Raw genomic sequence first — 17,740 nt, 5'->3', positions numbered from 1 at the left:
GTGCCTGCTATCAAGGATAACGAGGGCCGATTTGTGCCCTTTCGTTGTATCCCTCCCCCTAGGAGGCATCCCTATGGATGCAGCAACGCCGACCGTGGTCGATTCCGACGTACCCGGTCTGCCGGCAGAGGAAGAATCCCCGACGATTCACATCCTCTGGATCAACGCGGGACTGAGTTGCGACGGCGACTCCGTGGCCCTGACCGCGGCCATGCAGCCGAGCATCGAGGAGATCGTGCTCGGCGTGCTGCCCGGCCTGCCGAAGATCGCCGTCCACTGGCCGCTGATCGACTTCGAATGCGGACCCGTAGGCGGCGCGGACACCTTCATCGAGTGGTTCTTCAAGGGGGAGCGCGGCGAGATCGACCCCTTCGTGCTGGTCGTCGAGGGATCGATCCCCAACGAGGCCATCAAGCCGGAGGGCTACTGGTGCGGGTTCGGTGACGATCCGGAGACGGGCCAGCCGATCACGACGAGCGAGTGGATCGACCGGCTCGCGCCCAAGGCGCTGGCCGTCGTGGCCATCGGGACCTGCGCCACCTACGGCGGCATCCACGCGATGGCGGGCAACCCGACGGGCGCCATGGGAGTGCCCGACTACCTCGGCTGGGACTGGAAGTCCCAGGCAGGCATCCCGATCGTGTGCGTACCGGGATGCCCCATCCAGCCGGACAACTTCTCCGAGACCCTGACCTATCTGCTCTACCAGGCGGCAGGGTCGGCCCCGATGATTCCGCTGGACGACAAGCTGCGTCCGACCTGGCTGTTCGGGGCCACCGTCCACGAGGGCTGCGACCGGGCCGGCTACTACGAGCAGGGCCAGTTCGCCACCACCTACGACTCGCCCAAATGCCTGGTCAAACTGGGCTGTTGGGGACCCGTCGTCAAGTGCAACGTGCCCAAGCGTGGCTGGATGAACGGCATCGGCGGCTGTCCGAATGTCGGTGGCATCTGCATCGCCTGCACCATGCCCGGCTTCCCCGACAAGTTCATGCCGTTCATGGACGAGCCGCCCGGCGGCAAGCTGTCCAGCGCGGCGAGCGGCGCGTACGGGTCGGTGATCCGAAAGCTCCGCTCCATCACGGCCAAGACCGTGGACAAGGAGCCCAAGTGGCGCCACCGCGGCAAGGAGTTGGCGACCGGATACCGGCCGCCGTGGTGAATGGTGTCCCGCACGGCGCCCTCGGGGTGGCCGTCCCAGGTGATCCGACCTCCCGTACGAAGACTTGACGAAGGGCGCTGCACAGAAGATGGCACCAAAGACGAAGACCGACGGCAACGGCCTGGTGGAGATGTCCTGGGATCCGATCACCCGGATCGTGGGAAGCCTCGGCATCCACACCAAGATCGACTTCAAGCAGAAGCGGGTGGCGGAGTGCTACAGCACGTCGTCGGTCTTCCGCGGCTACAGCGTCTTCATGCGGGGCAAGGACCCCCGTGACGCGCATTTCATCACCAGCCGCATCTGCGGCATCTGCGGCGACAACCACGCCACCTGTTCCGTGTACGCGCAGAACATGGCGTACGGGGTGAAGCCGCCGCCCCTCGCCGAGTGGATCATCAACCTCGGCGAGTCCGCTGAGTACATGTTCGACCACAACATCTTCCAGGAGAACCTGGTCGGGGTCGACTACTGCGAGAAGATGGTCCGCGAGACCAACCCCGGCGTGCTGGAACTCGCCGAGCGCACCGAGGCGCCGCACGCCGCGGAGCACGGCTACCGCACGATCGCCGACATCATGCGCTCGCTCAACCCGCTCGAGGGCGAGTTCTACCGTGAGGCCCTCCAGGTCAGCCGCTACACGCGGGAGATGTTCTGCCTGATGGAGGGCCGCCATGTGCACCCCTCCACGCTCTACCCGGGCGGCGTGGGCACCATCGCGTCCGTCCAGCTCTTCACCGACTACATGAGCCGCCTCATGCGCTACGTGGAGTTCATGAAGCGCGTAGTGCCCCTGCACGACGACCTGTTCGACTTCTTCTACGAGGCACTGCCCGGGTACGAGGAAGTCGGCCGCCGCCGCGTTCTGCTCGGCTGCTGGGGCGCGCTCAACGACCCCGAGTACTGCGACTTCACGTACGCGAACATGAGCAACTGGGGACGGAAGATGTTCGTCACCCCGGGCATCATCGTGGACGGCAAACTCGTCACCAACGACCTCACCGAGATCAACCTGGGCATCCGTATCCTGCTGGGCAGTTCGTACTACGAGGACTGGCAGGGCAAGGAGCAGTTCGTCACCCACGACCCGCTCGGCAATCCGGTCGACCCGCGCCACCCCTGGAACCAGCACACGATCCCGGCCCCCCAGAAGCGCGACTTCGAGGGCAACTACAGCTGGGTGATGTCGCCTCGCTGGTTCGACGGCAAGGACTACCTGGCGCTCGACACCGGCGGTGGCCCCATCGCCCGCCTGTGGTCGACCGCGCTGTCGGGACTCGTCGACACCGACTACGTCAAGGCCACCGGCAACAGCGTCGTCATCACCCTGCCCCGCACGATGACCAAGCCCGAGACGCGCTTCGAATGGAAGATCCCGAAGTGGAGCAACGCGCTGGAGCGCAACCGGGCCCGCACCTACTTCCAGGCCTACGCCGCCGCCATCGCGCTGCACTGCGCCGAGAAGGGCCTGGCGGAGGTCCGTGCCGGGCGCACCCAGACCTGGGAGAAGTTCGAGGTGCCCGACGAGGGCCTGGGCGTCGGCTTCACCGAGGCGGTACGCGGAGTCCTGTCCCATCACATGGTGATCCGCGACGGAAAGATCGCCAACTACCATCCCTATCCGCCGACGCCGTGGAACGCCAGCGTGCGGGACACCTACGGGACCCCGGGCCCGTACGAGGACGCCGTGCAGAACACACCGATCTTCGAGGAGAACACCCCGGAGAACTTCAAGGGCATCGACATCATGCGGGCGGTGCGCAGCTTCGACCCCTGTCTGCCCTGCGGTGTCCACATGTACGTGGGCGGCGGCAAGACCGTGCAGAAGATGCACGTGCCGACCGGACTGAGCGGCCTGGCCGGATGAGCGCGTCGACCACCACGGCCCGGCCGCCCGGCGGAACGGCGGCGAACGCGGAGGAGGCCGGCCGGCGGGTCGAAGAAATCATCGACCACCTGACCGCCGAGGGAGACTCCGAAGCCGCCGGTGCGGCTGAGGAACTGGTGCGCGTACTGATGGACTTCTACGGCACAGGCCTGGCCCGTATGGTCTCGCTGCTCGAAGCACCAAAGTCCAAAGGCGACCCGTTCGCCGCGCTGCTCGACGACGCCCTGGTCACCAGCCTGCTCGTCCTGCACGACCTGCACCCCGAGGACACCGCCACGCGCATCTCCCGTGCTTTGGGCAGCGTGCGCAGCCATCCCGTCGAGCTTCTGAGTTTCGACGACGCCACCGGCACGTTGCACCTGCGCTCCGCGGAGAGCTCGGGCTGCGGCTGCGCGAGCACCGCGGCGGCCGGCCGTCAGGCGGTGGAGGATGCCCTCGCCTGTTTCGCGCCGGAAGTGACGACGGTCGAGATTCAGGGGGCGGAATCCTCGCAGGAACCCACTCTGCTGCAGATCTCGCGGCGGCCCTCAACTGCTGCCGGCAGCGCGCCCGCCACGCCGAAGGCACCATGAGTACGCCGCACAAGCGGACTCGTCCGCCTGCATCGGGGCTGCGGCGGTTCGCGGCGCCGCGAACCGCTCGGCCCGAGACGTGCGAACTGTGCGGAGCGCCGATCGACGACGGCAACCACCGGCACATGGTCGACACCGAGAACCGCGCCCTCGCCTGCGCCTGCACGCCGTGCGCCATGCTCTTCGAGCAGAGCGGCGCGGGTGGCGGGAGGTTCCGCACCGTCCCGGACCGCTATTTGGCGGACCCGGACGACCAACTCGACCCCGGTGCCTGGGAGCTCCTGCAGATCCCGGTCAGTGTCGCGTTCTTCTTCCGCAATGCCTCGCTCGACAGACTGGTCGCGCTCTACCCCAGCCCGGCGGGCGCCACCGAGAGCGAACTCGACCCGTCCACCTGGCAGACCGCACTCGGTAAGAGCCGTCTGGCCGAACTGCTCGAACCCGACGTGGAGGCGTTGCTCCTTCGACGGGTGGAGGAGCGGACCGAGTGCTATCTCGTGCCGGTCGACATCTGCTACGAACTCGTGGGACGGATGCGCATGTTGTGGCAGGGCTTCGACGGCGGGGCGGAGGCCCGTGCCGATCTGACCGCGTTCTTCGATCACATCGCGCAGCGGGCCAGGACACCGGAGGAGGCGCACCGTCGATGACGGAGTTCTCGTTCTCCTGCGTCGGCGTGCGCGCAGACCAGTACGCCGCCGGCCCCACCCTGGTCTTCCGGCTGCGCATCGACGCATCCGAGCAGACGCGCGTGCACGCGCTCGCCCTGCGCTGCCAGATGCGCATCGAACCGGCCAGGCGCGGCTACGACGCCGACGAGGCCGAAGGACTGCATGACCTCTTCGGCCGCCGAGCCCGCTGGGGCAGCACCCTCCAGCCGCTGCAGTTCGCACAGATCTCCCTCATGGTCCCCAGTTTCACCGGGCAGACGGAAGTCGACCTGGTCGTGCCCTGCACGTACGACATGGACGTCGCCTCCACCCGCTACTTCCACGCTCTGTCGAGTGGCGACGTGCCGCTCCTCATGCTCTTTTCCGGGACCGCGTTCACCGGGGCCGGAGGGTTCCACGTCGAGCCCGTGCCCTGGGACCGCGAGGCCGCCTACCCCATGCCGGTCAAGGTGTGGCAGGAGATGATCGACCAGCACTTCCCGGGAACCGGCTGGGTACGGCTGCCCCGCGACACCATGGACGACCTGCTGGCGTTCCGTTCGCGGCGGGCGCTGTCCTCCTGGGAAGCGACGGTGCGCACCCTCCTGGAATCCTCTGACGCGGACGCTCTGTCCCAGACCACCGAGAGGTCGGCGCCGTGACGACCGCCGTGTTCAGCCAGGAGACGGAGTCACGGTTCGCCGCCGCCCGCGCGGTGGCCGACGCGGTGCTGTTCGAGGGCTACGTGCTCTATCCGTATCGGGCGTCGGCAGCCAAGAACCGGCTGCGCTGGCAGTTCGGAGTGCTGGTCCCGCCCGCCTGGGGTGCGGACTGCGACGAGCACGACTTCCAGCACACCGAGTGTCTGATGGAGCCCAGGACGGGCGCCACCCTGTCGGTCGAGGTGCGCTTCCTGCATGCTCAGCGGCGCACGGTGCAACGGGCCCGCCAGGACGGCTCGTTCGAGGACGCGTCCGAACTGTCGCTCCCGGACCGTGTGCTGGTTCCCTGGGACGAGGGCGCGGAGGAACGCGTCGAAGTGACCGCCACCGTGGCCGAGCTCGCCGGCGACGGAATCACTGTCCCCTTCAGCCGCCCCGCGCGCGAGGAGACCGAACTCGTCCATGACGCCGAGGGCCGGCTGGTGGGACGACTGGTCCGCCGGTGCGAAGAGGTCAGCGGAGTCGTACGTCTCTCCACGTGCGAAGTCGACGGCCCCTACCGGGTCTCCCGGCTGACCGCCGTGGTGGAGAACACCAGCACCTGGTCCCCGGACGACGGCAGAGCCAACCGGGACGCGGCGCTCCCGCACTCGCTCGTCGCCGCACACCTGTTGCTGTGTCTCAGCGCAGGCTCGTTTCTCTCCATGACCGATCCTCCGGAATGGGCCAAAGGCGCTGTCGCCTCGTGCCGCAACCTGCACACCTGGCCGGTCCTCGCCGGCGAGCCGGGCCAAGCGGACCTGGTGCTCTCCTCTCCGATCATCCTGGAGGACCATCCGGCCGTCGCCCCCGAAAGTCCCGGAGCGCTGTACGACGCCACCGAGATCGACGAGATCCTGGCCCTGCGCACCGCGGCCCTCACCGATCAGGAGAAGCGTGAGGCCCGCGGTACGGACGCGAAGGCCGCCGCCGTGATCGACCTGGCCGAATCCATGCCTCCCGAGGTGCTGGAACGCCTGCACGGAGCGGTTCGCTCACTCCGGGAAGTAACAGGTTCTGCCCAGAAAGCACCCGACGACGAGGTCGAAGCGGACCTTCTCGTCGAGCTCGGACAGTCGCATGTCGTCATGCCCGAGACCCCCTGGTGGAATCCGGAGGGCGACGCCGGCCTGGACCCGGCCCGCGACGAGATCTCGGTCGACGGCCGGCCGGTGAGCGCCGGAAGCCGGGTGATCCTGCGCCCGGGACGGCGTCGCACCGACGCCCAAGACCTGTTCCTGCACGGACGCACCGCGCTGGTCGAGGCCGTGTTGCACGACGTCGACGGGGGCGTACATCTGGCGGTGACCGTCGAAGGCGACCCCGGCGCCGACATCCGTCGGGAGCAGGGCCGTTTTTTGTACTTCCAGCCCGACGAAATCGCCCCACTGGAGGACGAGTGACCGGGGACAACAAGACCGGCGCTCGAACGCTCGTCGCCGGTGTGGGGAACATCTTTCTCGGCGACGACGGATTCGGCGTCGAGACGGTGCGCGTACTCGCAACACACCGTCTTCCCGGGCACGTCGAGGTCATGGACATCGGTGTACGGGGTGTGCATCTCGCGTACCAACTGCTCGACGGATACGACACCCTCGTGCTCGTCGACGCCACCGCCCGCGGCGGTGACCCTGGAACGCTCTACCGCATCGAAGTCGACTCGCCGGGTGACATCTCGCCGGAGGGACCCGTGCTCGACGGCCACCACATGTCACCGGACGCGGTCCTGGCCCTGCTGGAGACACTCTGCTCCGGGACCGGCGGGACACCTCCCGGCCGCACCGTTGTGGTCGGCTGCGAGCCCGCCTCCCTGGAGGAAGGCATCGGTCTGAGTGCTCCGGTGGCCGCCGCGGTTCCGGAAGCCGTACGTCTGATCCAGGCGATCGTGGGTGAGGGCGAGGCGCCCGTGGTCGGGACCGCTGCCCATGAGGCCCGTAAGTGAGGAGAGGTTCATGAAGAAGTCCGTGATCGGGGCCATCGCCGTCGTCGCGCTCGCCGCGCTGGCACGGCAGTTCATGCCCGACGTCCAGCGCTACCTGCGTATGAGAAGCATGTAGCGGCCTGCTTGCGCCGAACGGTGCACCCGGGCAGGGGAGTCGGCGAGCCCCGCGGTCGCTCGGCAGCGGGCCCCCTGTAATGGAGCCGAGCGCAATGGCCGCACCACGATCGGCCTCTGCCAGGACGGAGACCGATGCACGAGATGTCCATCGCCATGGCTGTCGTCGGCCAGGTGCAAGAGGCGGCGGAACTGAACGGCGCTGTCACCGCGGTCAGTTCGGTGCGACTACAGGTCGGCGAGCTCGCCGGCGTCGTCCCGGACGCGCTGTCCTTCTGCTTCGAACTCGCCTGCGCCGAAACCCTCCTTGAGGGGGCCGAGCTTGTCACCGAGTCCGTGCCCGGCCGGGCACGCTGCTCACCTTGTGCCGACGAATGGGCGGTGGGCATGCCGCCGCGACTGTGCTGTCCGCGCTGCGGTGAGCCGACGCCCGAACTGCTGGCGGGCCGAGAGCTGCAGATCGTCAGCGTGCGCTGGGAGGAAGAGCCGACCGCCCGCCGACCAACCTGCGAACCGATCTCCGAGGAGCGCTGAGTCATGTGCCGAACCGTGGACCTGCACCAGGCGGTGCTCGCCAAGAACGACGCCACCGCACACGCTCTACGCGCCGAACTCGCGAGCCGCGGCACCACGATGGTCAATCTGCTGTCCAGCCCCGGAAGCGGGAAGACGGCCCTGCTGGAACGCGAACTCCTGCGCGCGCGTGAGCGCGGAGTGCCGACCGCCGCGCTGACCGCCGACCTCGCCACCGAGAACGACGCCAGACGACTGGCCCGGTCCGGCGTGCCGGTCAAGCAGGTGCTCACCGACGGGCTGTGCCACCTCGAAGCCTCAATGCTCGGGCGGCACCTGGAAGGCTGGCTGCCGGAAGCCACCCGCCTGCTGTTCGTGGAGAACGTCGGGAACCTGGTCTGCCCGGCCTCCTACGACCTCGGAGAAGACCTTCGAGTCGTCCTCGCGTCAGTCACCGAAGGCGAGGACAAGCCTCTGAAGTACCCCACTGCCTTCGGCCTCGCGCACCTGGTCGTGGTCACCAAGGCCGACATCGCCGAAGCCGTCGAGTTCGACGAGGAGGCCTTCCGCGCGCACGTCGACCAGGTCAATCCCGGAGTGGAGGTGGTCCTGACCTCGGCTCGACGGGGCCGCGGCGTGGGGGAGCTGCTCGATCGTGCCCTCGCGGTTGCGGACGGCGGGGCCGTCCACGAACCGGTCATGGCCGCACAGCCGCACGACCACCACCATCACGTGGACGATGTCATGACGCGGCCCCTCCCGTGAGCACACTTCAGCCCGCCCCGGCCGTCGCCCAGCCGGTTCAGCGCCGTCGCGTCACCGTACGAGGTGTCGTACAGGGTGTTGGGTTCCGTCCGTTCCTGTACACCCTGGCCACGTCGCTGGAGCTGGCAGGGCATGTGACGAACACCGAGGACGGTGTCGTCGCCGAGGTCGAGGGCGATCACGCCGCCGTCGCCCGGTTCTGCGACCGGATCGCTCAACAGGCCCCGCCACTGGCCCTGGTGGAGTCCGTGGAACACGAGCAGGTCCCCCTCACGGGCAGCAGCGGATTCGCCATCGTCGCCTCGCGGTCGCAGGGATCGTCACGCACACTCGTCTCCCCTGACACGGCCACCTGTGCCGCGTGCCTCGCCGAAATGTCCGACCCCGGCGACCGTCGGCACCGTCACCCGTTCATCACGTGCACACACTGCGGGCCGCGCTTCACCATCGTCACCGGACTCCCTTACGACCGTGCGCACACCACCATGGCCGGCTTCCCGATGTGTGCCGACTGCACACGCGAGTACACGGACCCGGCAGACCGCCGATTCCACGCCCAGCCCGTCTCCTGCCGTTCCTGCGGCCCGCGCCTGAGCCTTGTGTACGCGTCGCCCCGACCCGATACCGACGTCGACCCGATCCACGAGGCACGCGCCCTCCTGGCCGCCGGCGCCATCCTCGCCGTCAAGGGCATCGGCGGCTACCACCTCGCCTGCGACGCCGAGAACTCCCAGGCCGTGTCCGCGCTCCGTAGCCGCAAGGGACGGGGCGGCAAGCCGTTCGCGGTGATGGTGAAGAGCCTCGCCGACATCGAGCACCTGGTGCACATCAGTCCCCCCGAGCGGACCCTTCTCACTGGTGGTGTCCGGCCGATTGTCCTGCTGAGGCGCCGAATTGACGTCACGTCAGGGACGCTTCGGCTCTCGGACGCGGTGGCGCCGGGCAGTCCCGATCTGGGCGTCATGCTTCCGTACACACCCGTGCACCACCTGCTGCTCGGCCTGCCCGGGGACCCGGACGGGCCGCGAGTGCTGGTGATGACCAGCGGCAACGTGGCCGGTGAGCCCATCGTCACCGACGACGCCGAGGCATTGGAGCGGCTGGCGCCGCTGGCCGACGCCTGGCTCACCCACGACCGCCCCATCCACGTGCCCTGCGACGACTCCGTGGTGCGCGTGTGCGACGGGGAACGGATGACGGTACGCCGCGCTCGTGGCTATGCCCCGCTGCCGGTCTCCCTGCCGGTGCCGGTCAGGCCCTCGCTCGCCGTGGGGGGAGACCTCAAGAACACCTTCTGCCTCGGCGAAGGCAGGAGGGCCTGGCTGTCCGCGCACATCGGAGACATGGACGACCTCCAGACCCAGCACGTCTTCACGCGCGCAGAACGGCAGTTGGAGACGATCACAGGTGTGGAGCCCGGACTGCTGGCGGCGGACCGGCACCCCGGCTACCGATCCGGGCAGTGGGCCGAACGGCACGCGAACACCCGCCGGGTCGTACGCGTGCAGCACCATCACGCTCATGTCGCCGCGGTCATGGCCGAGCATGGCCTCGACGGCACCGCGCCTGTCATCGGCATCGCATTCGACGGCACGGGATACGGCGACGACGGGGCGGTGTGGGGCGGCGAGATCCTGCTAGCGGAATACGACACGTCCCGGCGTCTTGGGCATCTGGCGTACGTCCCCCTGCCGGGCGGCGACGCCGCCGTGAGCCGCCCGTACCGGATGGCGCTCGCGCATCTCCGGGAAGCGGGCATCGCATGGACGGACGACCTGCCCAGTGTGATCGCCTGCCCCCATGACGAACGGCGGGTACTGGCACGGCAGTTGGAGCGTCGTCTGAACTGTGTGCCGACGTCGAGCATGGGCCGGCTCTTCGACGCCGTCTCTTCACTGGCAGGCGTGTGCCACCTGGTGGGATACGAGGCACAGGCCGCCATCGAGCTGGAGGCGGCCGCACTGCGGGCGGCCGTGGACGGAGATGGCGCCGGCTACCGTTTCGCGCTGAGTCCGGAAACGTCGGAGCCGATGACTGCCGACCCCGGACCTGTGGTGCGAGCCGTGGTCGAGGACGTTCGCGCAGGCGCGGAGCCGGAGGTCGTCGCGGCCCGCTTCCATGCTGGAGTAGCAGATCTCGTACGCCGGATCTGTGCGGTGGTGCGCGACCGGCACGGCACGGCCACTGTCGTCCTGACCGGCGGTGTGTTCGCCAACGTCCTGCTGTCCTCGGCTTGCGCACGGGGGCTCGGGGAGGACGGATTCACAGTGTTGCGCGCCGGCGAAGTGCCGCCGAACGACGGGGGGCTGGCGCTCGGTCAGTTGATGATCGCGGGGCGTGCAATCGCAGTATGACACCGCAGTCGGCAAGCCGGATCGGACCACCACAGCGAGGAGAGTCCCCATGTGCCTGGCGGTACCCGGGAGAGTGACGGAAATCGAGGATCGAGACGGCACCCGCATGGCCACCGTCGACTTCGGCGGCGTGGTCAAGGAGGTGTGCCTGGAGTACCTGCCGGACCTTCAGGTGGGCGAATACGCCATCGTCCATGTGGGATTCGCGCTCCAGAAACTGGACGAGGAATCGGCCAGGCAGACGCTGGAGCTCTTCGAGAATCTCGGCATGCTCCAGGAGGAGTTCGGCGACCCGTGGGAGCTTGCGGCGGAAGCAGGCGGACCTCAGTGGGCCGACAACGAGGAAGTTCCACAGGAGGCCCAACAGTGAAGTACCTCGACGAGTTCCAGGATCCGGACCTGGCGCGGCGTCTGCTCGACGACATCCACTCCGTGGTGACCAGGCCATGGGCCCTCATGGAGGTGTGCGGCGGACAGACGCACACCATCATCCGGCATGGCATCGATCAACTCCTGCCCGATCAGGTGGAGTTGATCCACGGGCCGGGGTGTCCCGTGTGCGTCACCCCGCTAGAGGTCATCGACAAGGCTCTCGAGATCGCCTCCCGGCCGGGGGTGATCTTCTGCTCCTTCGGTGACATGCTCCGCGTGCCGGGCACCGGCCGAGACCTCTTCCAGGTGCGCGGTGAGGGCGGCGACGTGCGCGTCGTGTACTCGCCGCTGGACGCTCTGCACATCGCCCAGCAGAATCCCGACCGGGAAGTGGTGTTCTTCGGCATCGGTTTCGAAACGACCGCTCCACCCAACGCCATGACGGTCTATCAGGCACGCAAGCTGGGCATCAGGAACTTCAGTCTCCTGGTGTCGCACGTGCGGGTCCCGCCGGCGATCGAGGCCATCATGCAGTCCCCGAACTGCCGGGTCCAGGGATTCCTCGCCGCCGGACATGTCTGCAGCGTGATGGGCATCGGCGAGTATCCCGAACTCGCGGACCGCTATCGCGTTCCGATCGTGGTCACCGGCTTCGAACCTCTCGACATCTTGGAAGGCGTACGCCGGACCGTGCTGCAGCTGGAGCGGGGTGAGCACACGGTCGACAACGCTTATCCGCGCGCTGTCCGGCCCGAGGGAAATCCCGCGGCCCAGGCCATGTTGGCGGACGTCTTCGAGGGCACCGACCGGGCCTGGCGCGGCATCGGTGTCATCCCGAACAGCGGCTGGCGGCTCTCCTCCCGGTACCGCGAATTCGACGCCGAGCACCGATTCTCCGTGGCCGGCATCGACACCCGTGAACCCGCGGAGTGCCGCAGCGGCGAGGTTCTGCAGGGCTTGCTGAAGCCGAACGAGTGCGCCGCATTCGGCACCACCTGCACACCGCGCAATCCACTCGGAGCCACGATGGTCTCGAGCGAGGGTGCGTGTGCCGCCTACTACCTGTACCGGCGCCTCGACATCACCACCGCACCGCTGGAGGCGAGCCCCGTTGCCTGAGACCACCCAACTCACAGCCGTGGACCCGACCGCATGGACCTGCCCGGTAGCGTTGCGTGATCATCCGAGGGTGGTGATGGGACACGGCGGGGGAGGAGCCCTGTCCGCCGAACTGGTGCAGCACATCTTCGCGCCCGCCTTCGGCGGCGAGACGCTGTCGCAGCTCGGCGACTCCGCCGCCGTCTCCCTCGGCGGTGTCCGGATGGCGTTCTCCACCGATTCCTACGTGGTGCGGCCCCTGTTCTTCCCGGGCGGCAGCATCGGCGACCTCGCGGTCAACGGCACTGTCAACGACCTCGCCATGAGCGGCGCACGGGCCGCCTACCTGTCCTGCGGCTTCATCCTGGAAGAGGGTGTCGAGATGTCCGTCGTGGCTCGGGTCGCCGAGGCCCTCGGCGCGGCCGCACGGCGCGCGGGAGTCGAGGTGGTGACCGGTGACACGAAGGTCGTCGAGAGCGGTCACGGAGACGGAGTCTTCATCAACACCGCCGGGATCGGGCTCATCCCGTCAGGCGTGGACCTCCGCCCCCAGCGTGTCGTCCCCGGCGACGTCGTCATCGTCAGCGGTGACATCGGCGTTCACGGAGTGGCGATCATGAGCGTGCGTGAGGGTCTGGAATTCGGTGTCGAGATCGAGAGTGACTGTGCCGCGCTGGGCGGCCTGGTGGACTGCATGCTTGCCGTAACACCGGACCTCCACGTGCTGCGCGACCCCACCCGGGGCGGACTGGCCGCCGCGCTCAACGAGATCGCGGTCGCCTCCGGCGCCGGCGTCGTCATCCGGGAAGGTGACGTGCCTGTCCCGCCGGCCGTGGCCAACGCGTGCGCGATCCTGGGGCTCGACCCCCTCTACGTGGCCAATGAGGGCAAACTCGTGGCGTTCGTTCCGCGCGAACACGCGGACGCCGTACTCGATGCGATGCGCGCACATCCACTGGGTGCGAACGCGCGAGTGATCGGCGAGGCCGTCGAGGAGCATCCGGGCATGGTGGTCGCCCGTACGGGCCTCGGCGGCACACGCGTCGTCGACCTGCCGATCGGCGAACAACTCCCGCGGATCTGCTGACGATCGGAGCAGTCCGGACAGGCGGTGCGACGGAGCGTGGATGTGGGCGGCGGTGCCCAAGGTGAGCACCGCCGCAGGGCGGAGGGCTCGCAGCGTCGCAGTGGACATGGCAGCTGTGCCGCCGAGAGCACCGCCTGGCGGGGACAGGAGATGCACATGCGCATGAACCTCCCTGTAGCCGACGTCGACACGGCGAAGGGCTTCTGCGCCGACTACCTCGGGCTGCGCACCGAGGCGTTCAACATGGCGTGGGTGGCCGGGTACACGTATCCCGAGACGGGGGCGAACCTCCAGCTCGTCACGCGTGGCGCCACCTCATCCGCGGACTCAGCCATCTGCGTACGGTGCGCCGGCGACACCGTAGACCTCGCTGATGCTCTCGCGCGTCGGATCTGGAGCACCCAGCCGGCCAACGGCACGGACGACCGTGGAAGCGGTCACCGAGAGACGTTGGAGGCCTCCGCCGTCTCTCCCCCCAGAGTCGGCGAACGGTCCGGATGCGGCGCCATCACCTACCGCGCCGCCATCCTCTTGTCTGCGCGCGTCACCTGGAGCCGCGTGTTGGAGGGTCGATCACCAGCACGAGCTTCCCGCGCACGTGGCCGTCCTCGCTGACCCGGTGCGCCTTGGCGATTTCGGCGAGCGGGAAGGTCTGCACGACGGGAAGTGAGAAGCGCCCGGACTCGATCAACTCGCCCATCTCGCCGAGGACATGGACCGCACGGCCGGTGTCCCCCCGGCTGAATGTCACCCCGTGCTCCTGAGCGCCGGTGAAGTCGGCGATCGTCACGACATGCTCCGGGCCGCCCGCGAGCCCGATGAGCTCGGGCAGGATGCCGCTCCCGGCCACGTCGAGTGCGAGATCGACGCCTTCGGGCGCGAGTGAGTGAACCCGGTCGACGAGGCCCTCGCCGTAGGCCACGGGCTCGGCCCCCAGCGAGCGAAGATATTCATGGTTCGACGGACTCGCGGTGCCGATCACGCGCGCACTGCGCACCACGGCGAACTGAACCGCGGCGCTGCCGACGCTTCCGGAAGCGCCATTGATCAGCAGCGTGCTGCCGCTCACTACGCCGAGCTGGTCGAGCGTGCGCATGGCCGTCTCGTTGGCGGCCGGCAGTGCGGCAGCGCCGGGGAAGTCGAGCGACGGCGGGATCGGCGCGTAGGAGGACAGCACCGCCAGCTCGGCCTGGGCCGCCCCCTCGGTGGAGAAGCCGAACACGCGATCGCCGACGACCACGTCCGTAACGCCGTCGCCCAGCTCGTCGACGACGCCCGCCGCCTCGTAGCCCAGAGTCTGCGGGAGCTCCTCATCCATCAGGCCCTTGCGCTTCTTTCAGTCGCTCGCGTTGATGCCGGCTGCGCGCACCGCGATCCGGACCTCGCCCGGACCCGGATGCGGATCGGGCAGATCCACGATCTCCAGAACCTCCGGGCCACCGAACTCGCTGAAACGGACTGCCCTCATCATTCACTCCGATCTCGACCCCGAGGTGTCGCGGTTGCCGCGTATGGACAGCCTGCCACCCTCGCCTTCCGGACCCGAGTCAGCGCCACACGCCCGGTGGCCGGAGCGCGGGCCGTGTGTAGGCGCCCGCTCATACACCCGCTCATGCCGTCCGGTACTGCTCCAGCACCGCGAGCAGCAAGGCTTCCGGCGCCATGCACTGTGACCGTTTCAGCCGTCCGTCGTGCGCGGCGCCGCCCATGAGTTCCCCGGTCACGGGTCTGTTCGCACAGCGGGAGGACCTCGGATGTGCCGCGGCGGAGCAGGCCGACCGCGCGCCGGAACTGGTTGCTCGCGCCGATCGCGGTGACCGAGCGGTCCGGTTCGCCTTGAGGGTCACCCCCCTGTGACCGCACGACATGGCAACGGCTCTCAAGGACCATCCCCCCCGTCAACGTGCATATGCCTACGGGGAGATGAGCAACAGAGTCCCCCTGCTATGGTGCGCCGATGTCATCGATCAAGAAGTTCCAAGTCACCTTCGACTGCGCGGATCCTGAGCGCGTCGCTCGTTTTTGGTGCGAGGTGTTGGGGTACGTCGTACCGCCGGCACCGGAGGGGTTTGCTACTTGGGACGAATACAATCGCTCGCTGCCGCCTGAGCGTCAGGGTTCAGGGTTTGTCTGCACGGATCCCTCAGGTGTGGGCCCGCGAATGTACTTCCAGCGCGTTCCCGAAGGCAAAGTGGTCAAGAACCGGGTGCATCTTGACGTGCGGGTCGCAACCGGGCTCGTGGGTGAAGAGCGCCTCGCCGCACTCGAAGCCGAGTGTGCACGTCTGGTCCCGCTCGGCGCGGTACGCGGGCGACTGCTGATTGCCGATGAGTACAACGAGTCGTGCCTCTTGATGCACGACATCGAGGGCAACGAGTTCTGCCTCGACTGAGCATCCTCCGAGACGGCAAGGTGGAGAGCCGTCTCCCTGTTTTCGGTGGTCGATGTCGTCCAAGTCGCCGCTGGATGGGTTGAAGATGTGGTGCACGGCCACCCCCAGTCGCCGGGTGCCGGGTCGTCGCCGTTGGCGAGTGGCGCCCGGTGCCGGGTAACCAGCCCTTCGGCCAACTCACTCCACGGCGGCGTGGTGCGTCGCCCGAAGTTCCCTTGTTTCATCCAGGAATCGCCATCTTCTGCGCCTTCGCGGCAGGGGGGACAACGTTCCCTCTGTTGAGGCCGGCACCGGTCCCGCAAGCAGCCACCGCACTGGACGCCGTCGTGGCCTCGGCGGGAACTTCAGCCGGTGGCTACGACGGGTCGCCCCTCGCGGAGGCATTGCTCGAGGCGTTGCATGAACCCGTCGAAGGGCTCGTCATCGGGCCAGGTGTCGTAGGCGGTGATGGCGGCGGCCAGTGCGAGGTTCACCTGCAGGGTCGCGGTGATCTCGTCGGCGGGGGTGGCGCGGGATGCCACCCACTTCCTCAGTTCGGTGAAGAACGCCTCGCCGAAGTTCTGGCCCGACTGAGCGAGGGCCGGTGACTGGGCCTTCAGGCGGCGCTGCAGGGGCATGCGGTCCCGCAGGCTTTCGAGGAACCCGGTCAGGATCGCGGTCAGCGATTCCCACAGCGGCTCGTCCGCGGGCCGGTCGTCCATGAGAGTCTGCCAGGCGCCCCGCTCCTCGGAGTCCTGGTCGAAGACCACGGCTTCCTTGCCGGCGAAGTAGTTGAAGAAGGTGGCGCGCGAGACATTCGCCGCGGCCACGATCTGCTCGACGGTCGTGGTCTCGTAGCCCTGCTCTTCGAACAGCTGCAACGCAGCGGTCCGGATGGCGCGCCAGGTCGCCAGTTTCTTGCGCTCCCGCAGGTTCATGGATCCTCTTTCTCTCCCGGGCTCCATTCTATGGCTGTTCGTGGACGAATATATGTTTGGATGCATCTACGCTTTAGGGCGGCCGCGTTCTCTCTGGCTCTTTCTGTTCGGTCGCCGAGACCCCACGGGGGCGGCGGCAAGTGTGACGGCGCAGCAGGGCCCATTGCTCGTGGCGCGGTCGTAGCGAGCAGCATGGAGCGTTAGCGGACGAAAGCCTCGGACACGGCCCACAGGCGAGCCGCGTTGTCGGGGTCAAGTGCGTACGGCGCGACGCCCGCGACGGCGCCGGCCCGCTGAGTCACCGGCTTCGCCTCCGCGCAGTCCTCGAAGTAGCGGCCGGTGATGCCCTCCACTGTCGGAGAGGCGGCCACCAGGACCGAGGTCGCGGCGCCCTGCTCCACCGTCTTGCCCGGCGGCAGAGCGAGTTCTCCCGAGGCGATGAAGTCGGCCACCTGCTGCATGTCCATGTGCCGGGCCAGTGACGTGTCGGCGATGTTGCCCGGCATCAGCGCGTTGGCGGTGATGCCGTCGTCGGCCCAGCGCTCGGCGGCACCGACGGCGAACAGGGCATTGGCAGTCTTCGACTGCCCGTAGGAGGTCCATGGGTCGTAAGGGCGGAAGCGGTAGTCCAGGTCGTCGAAGACCACCGGTGAGAAGAGATGGCCGATGGAACTCACCGAGACGACCCGGGCTCCGCCGGCCGCCGCCAGCGCCGGGTGGAGTCCGACAGCGAGGGCGAAGTGCCCCAGGTGGTTGACGCCGAACTGCATCTCGCGACCGTCAGGGGTGCGGGCGAGCTCCGGCGGGGCCATCAGCCCGGCGTTGTTCACGAGGATGTGCAGCGGGCCGTCCCAGGCCGATACGAACTCCGTGACTGTCGAGCGGTCGGCGAGGTCGAGCCGCCCCACGGTCAACTTCCCTGAGCCAGAAGGCAGTTCGGCTTCCAAGCGCTCGGTCACGCGGGCGCCCGCGTCGGTGTTCCGCACGGCCAGCGTGACGTCGGCACCCGCCGCGGCGAGCGCCCGGACCGTCTCCACGCCGATTCCAGAACTGGCTCCGGTCACGACGGCCCGTCGGCCGTGCAGGTCGACGCCGTCGAGGATCTCAGCGGCGGTAGTGGTGGCCCCGAAGGTGCGGGGCGTCTGCGGTGCGGTCATGGGGGTGTCTCCTGCAGGTGAGGGAACCGAGGGGCGTGCGGTGCGTGGCCGGAGCC

The 17,740-nt window shown here is 68.3% G+C and carries 17 protein-coding genes and 1 pseudogene; 15 read left to right on the top strand and 3 right to left on the bottom strand.

Translation table 11 applies throughout. The features are described from left to right. Positions 1-73 precede the first annotated feature (73 nt). The 14 genes from OG698_RS02560 (at position 74) to hypE (ending at position 13,218) form a co-directional block, all read left to right on the top strand. Positions 74-1,162, top strand: coding sequence for a hydrogenase expression protein HypE (locus OG698_RS02560; protein WP_406101147.1), 1,089 nt, complete (start codon positions 74-76; stop codon positions 1,160-1,162). Between the two features lie 88 nt (positions 1,163-1,250). Further along, positions 1,251-3,029 (top strand): nickel-dependent hydrogenase large subunit, encoded by a 1,779-nt coding sequence (locus tag OG698_RS02555; RefSeq protein ID WP_406101146.1) that lies wholly within the window; start codon positions 1,251-1,253, stop codon positions 3,027-3,029. Further along, positions 3,026-3,622: a hypothetical protein gene (locus OG698_RS02550; protein WP_406101144.1), complete on the top strand. Its 597-nt coding sequence runs from the start codon at positions 3,026-3,028 to the stop codon at positions 3,620-3,622. Before OG698_RS02555 ends, OG698_RS02550 begins: the two co-directional genes overlap by 4 nt. Continuing rightward, on the top strand, positions 3,619-4,272 hold the full coding sequence (locus tag OG698_RS02545) for a DUF5947 family protein (RefSeq protein WP_406101143.1): 654 nt from the start codon (positions 3,619-3,621) through the stop codon (positions 4,270-4,272). Before OG698_RS02550 ends, OG698_RS02545 begins: the two co-directional genes overlap by 4 nt. Next, on the top strand, positions 4,269-4,934 hold the full coding sequence (locus OG698_RS02540; RefSeq protein ID WP_406101141.1) for a DUF6084 family protein: 666 nt from the start codon (positions 4,269-4,271) through the stop codon (positions 4,932-4,934). Before OG698_RS02545 ends, OG698_RS02540 begins: the two co-directional genes overlap by 4 nt. Continuing rightward, positions 4,931-6,376: a hypothetical protein gene (locus OG698_RS02535; protein ID WP_406101139.1), complete on the top strand. Its 1,446-nt coding sequence runs from the start codon at positions 4,931-4,933 to the stop codon at positions 6,374-6,376. The genes OG698_RS02540 and OG698_RS02535 overlap by 4 nt, the downstream gene beginning before the upstream one ends. After that, a complete protein-coding gene (locus OG698_RS02530) occupies positions 6,373-6,915 on the top strand; it encodes a hydrogenase maturation protease (protein ID WP_406101138.1) in 543 nt (180 codons plus the stop codon). Before OG698_RS02535 ends, OG698_RS02530 begins: the two co-directional genes overlap by 4 nt. 10 nt (positions 6,916-6,925) lie before the next feature. Then, positions 6,926-7,030, top strand: coding sequence for a DUF6893 family small protein (locus OG698_RS02525; RefSeq protein ID WP_383089476.1), 105 nt, complete (start codon positions 6,926-6,928; stop codon positions 7,028-7,030). A 134-nt stretch (positions 7,031-7,164) separates the two neighbouring features. Further along, positions 7,165-7,563 (top strand): hydrogenase maturation nickel metallochaperone HypA, encoded by a 399-nt coding sequence (locus OG698_RS02520; RefSeq protein WP_406101137.1) that lies wholly within the window; start codon positions 7,165-7,167, stop codon positions 7,561-7,563. A 3-nt stretch (positions 7,564-7,566) separates the two neighbouring features. Then, on the top strand, positions 7,567-8,307 hold the full coding sequence (gene hypB / locus OG698_RS02515; protein WP_406101136.1) for a hydrogenase nickel incorporation protein HypB: 741 nt from the start codon (positions 7,567-7,569) through the stop codon (positions 8,305-8,307). Then, positions 8,304-10,661 (top strand): carbamoyltransferase HypF, encoded by a 2,358-nt coding sequence (gene hypF / locus OG698_RS02510; protein ID WP_406101135.1) that lies wholly within the window; start codon positions 8,304-8,306, stop codon positions 10,659-10,661. Before hypB ends, hypF begins: the two co-directional genes overlap by 4 nt. A 49-nt stretch (positions 10,662-10,710) precedes the next feature. Further along, the gene (locus tag OG698_RS02505; protein ID WP_406101134.1) at positions 10,711-11,031 is read left to right on the top strand and encodes a HypC/HybG/HupF family hydrogenase formation chaperone; all 321 of its coding nucleotides are present in this window, start codon (positions 10,711-10,713) and stop codon (positions 11,029-11,031) included. Continuing rightward, positions 11,028-12,152, top strand: coding sequence for a hydrogenase formation protein HypD (hypD, locus tag OG698_RS02500; RefSeq protein ID WP_406101133.1), 1,125 nt, complete (start codon positions 11,028-11,030; stop codon positions 12,150-12,152). The genes OG698_RS02505 and hypD overlap by 4 nt, the downstream gene beginning before the upstream one ends. Beyond that, the gene (gene hypE / locus OG698_RS02495) at positions 12,145-13,218 is read left to right on the top strand and encodes a hydrogenase expression/formation protein HypE (protein WP_406101132.1); all 1,074 of its coding nucleotides are present in this window, start codon (positions 12,145-12,147) and stop codon (positions 13,216-13,218) included. The genes hypD and hypE overlap by 8 nt, the downstream gene beginning before the upstream one ends. Positions 13,219-13,762: 544 nt before the next feature. On the opposite strand, the pseudogene OG698_RS02490 reads toward hypE, so the two are convergent. Continuing rightward, positions 13,763-14,686, bottom strand: a pseudogene (locus tag OG698_RS02490) (NADP-dependent oxidoreductase). A 489-nt stretch (positions 14,687-15,175) separates the two neighbouring features. Between OG698_RS02490 and OG698_RS02485 the strand changes: the two are divergent. After that, the gene (locus tag OG698_RS02485) at positions 15,176-15,610 is read left to right on the top strand and encodes a VOC family protein (RefSeq protein ID WP_406101131.1); all 435 of its coding nucleotides are present in this window, start codon (positions 15,176-15,178) and stop codon (positions 15,608-15,610) included. Between the two features lie 344 nt (positions 15,611-15,954). Here OG698_RS02485 and OG698_RS02480 read toward each other — a convergent pair whose 3' ends face one another. Together OG698_RS02480 and OG698_RS02475 are read right to left on the bottom strand one after the other, a co-directional pair. Further along, positions 15,955-16,527, bottom strand: a complete 573-nt coding sequence (locus tag OG698_RS02480) for a TetR/AcrR family transcriptional regulator (RefSeq protein WP_406101130.1) — start codon at positions 16,525-16,527, stop codon at positions 15,955-15,957. A gap of 200 nt (positions 16,528-16,727) precedes the next feature. Continuing rightward, positions 16,728-17,684, bottom strand: a complete 957-nt coding sequence (locus OG698_RS02475) for an SDR family NAD(P)-dependent oxidoreductase (RefSeq protein WP_406101129.1) — start codon at positions 17,682-17,684, stop codon at positions 16,728-16,730. Positions 17,685-17,740: the final 56 nt, after the last annotated feature.

The sequence above is a fragment of the Streptomyces sp. NBC_01003 genome (assembly GCF_045162695.1).
In the GTDB taxonomy this organism is placed as follows: Bacteria; Actinomycetota; Actinomycetes; order Streptomycetales; family Streptomycetaceae; genus Streptomyces.
This window is presented reverse-complemented; position numbering and strand designations above follow the sequence as displayed.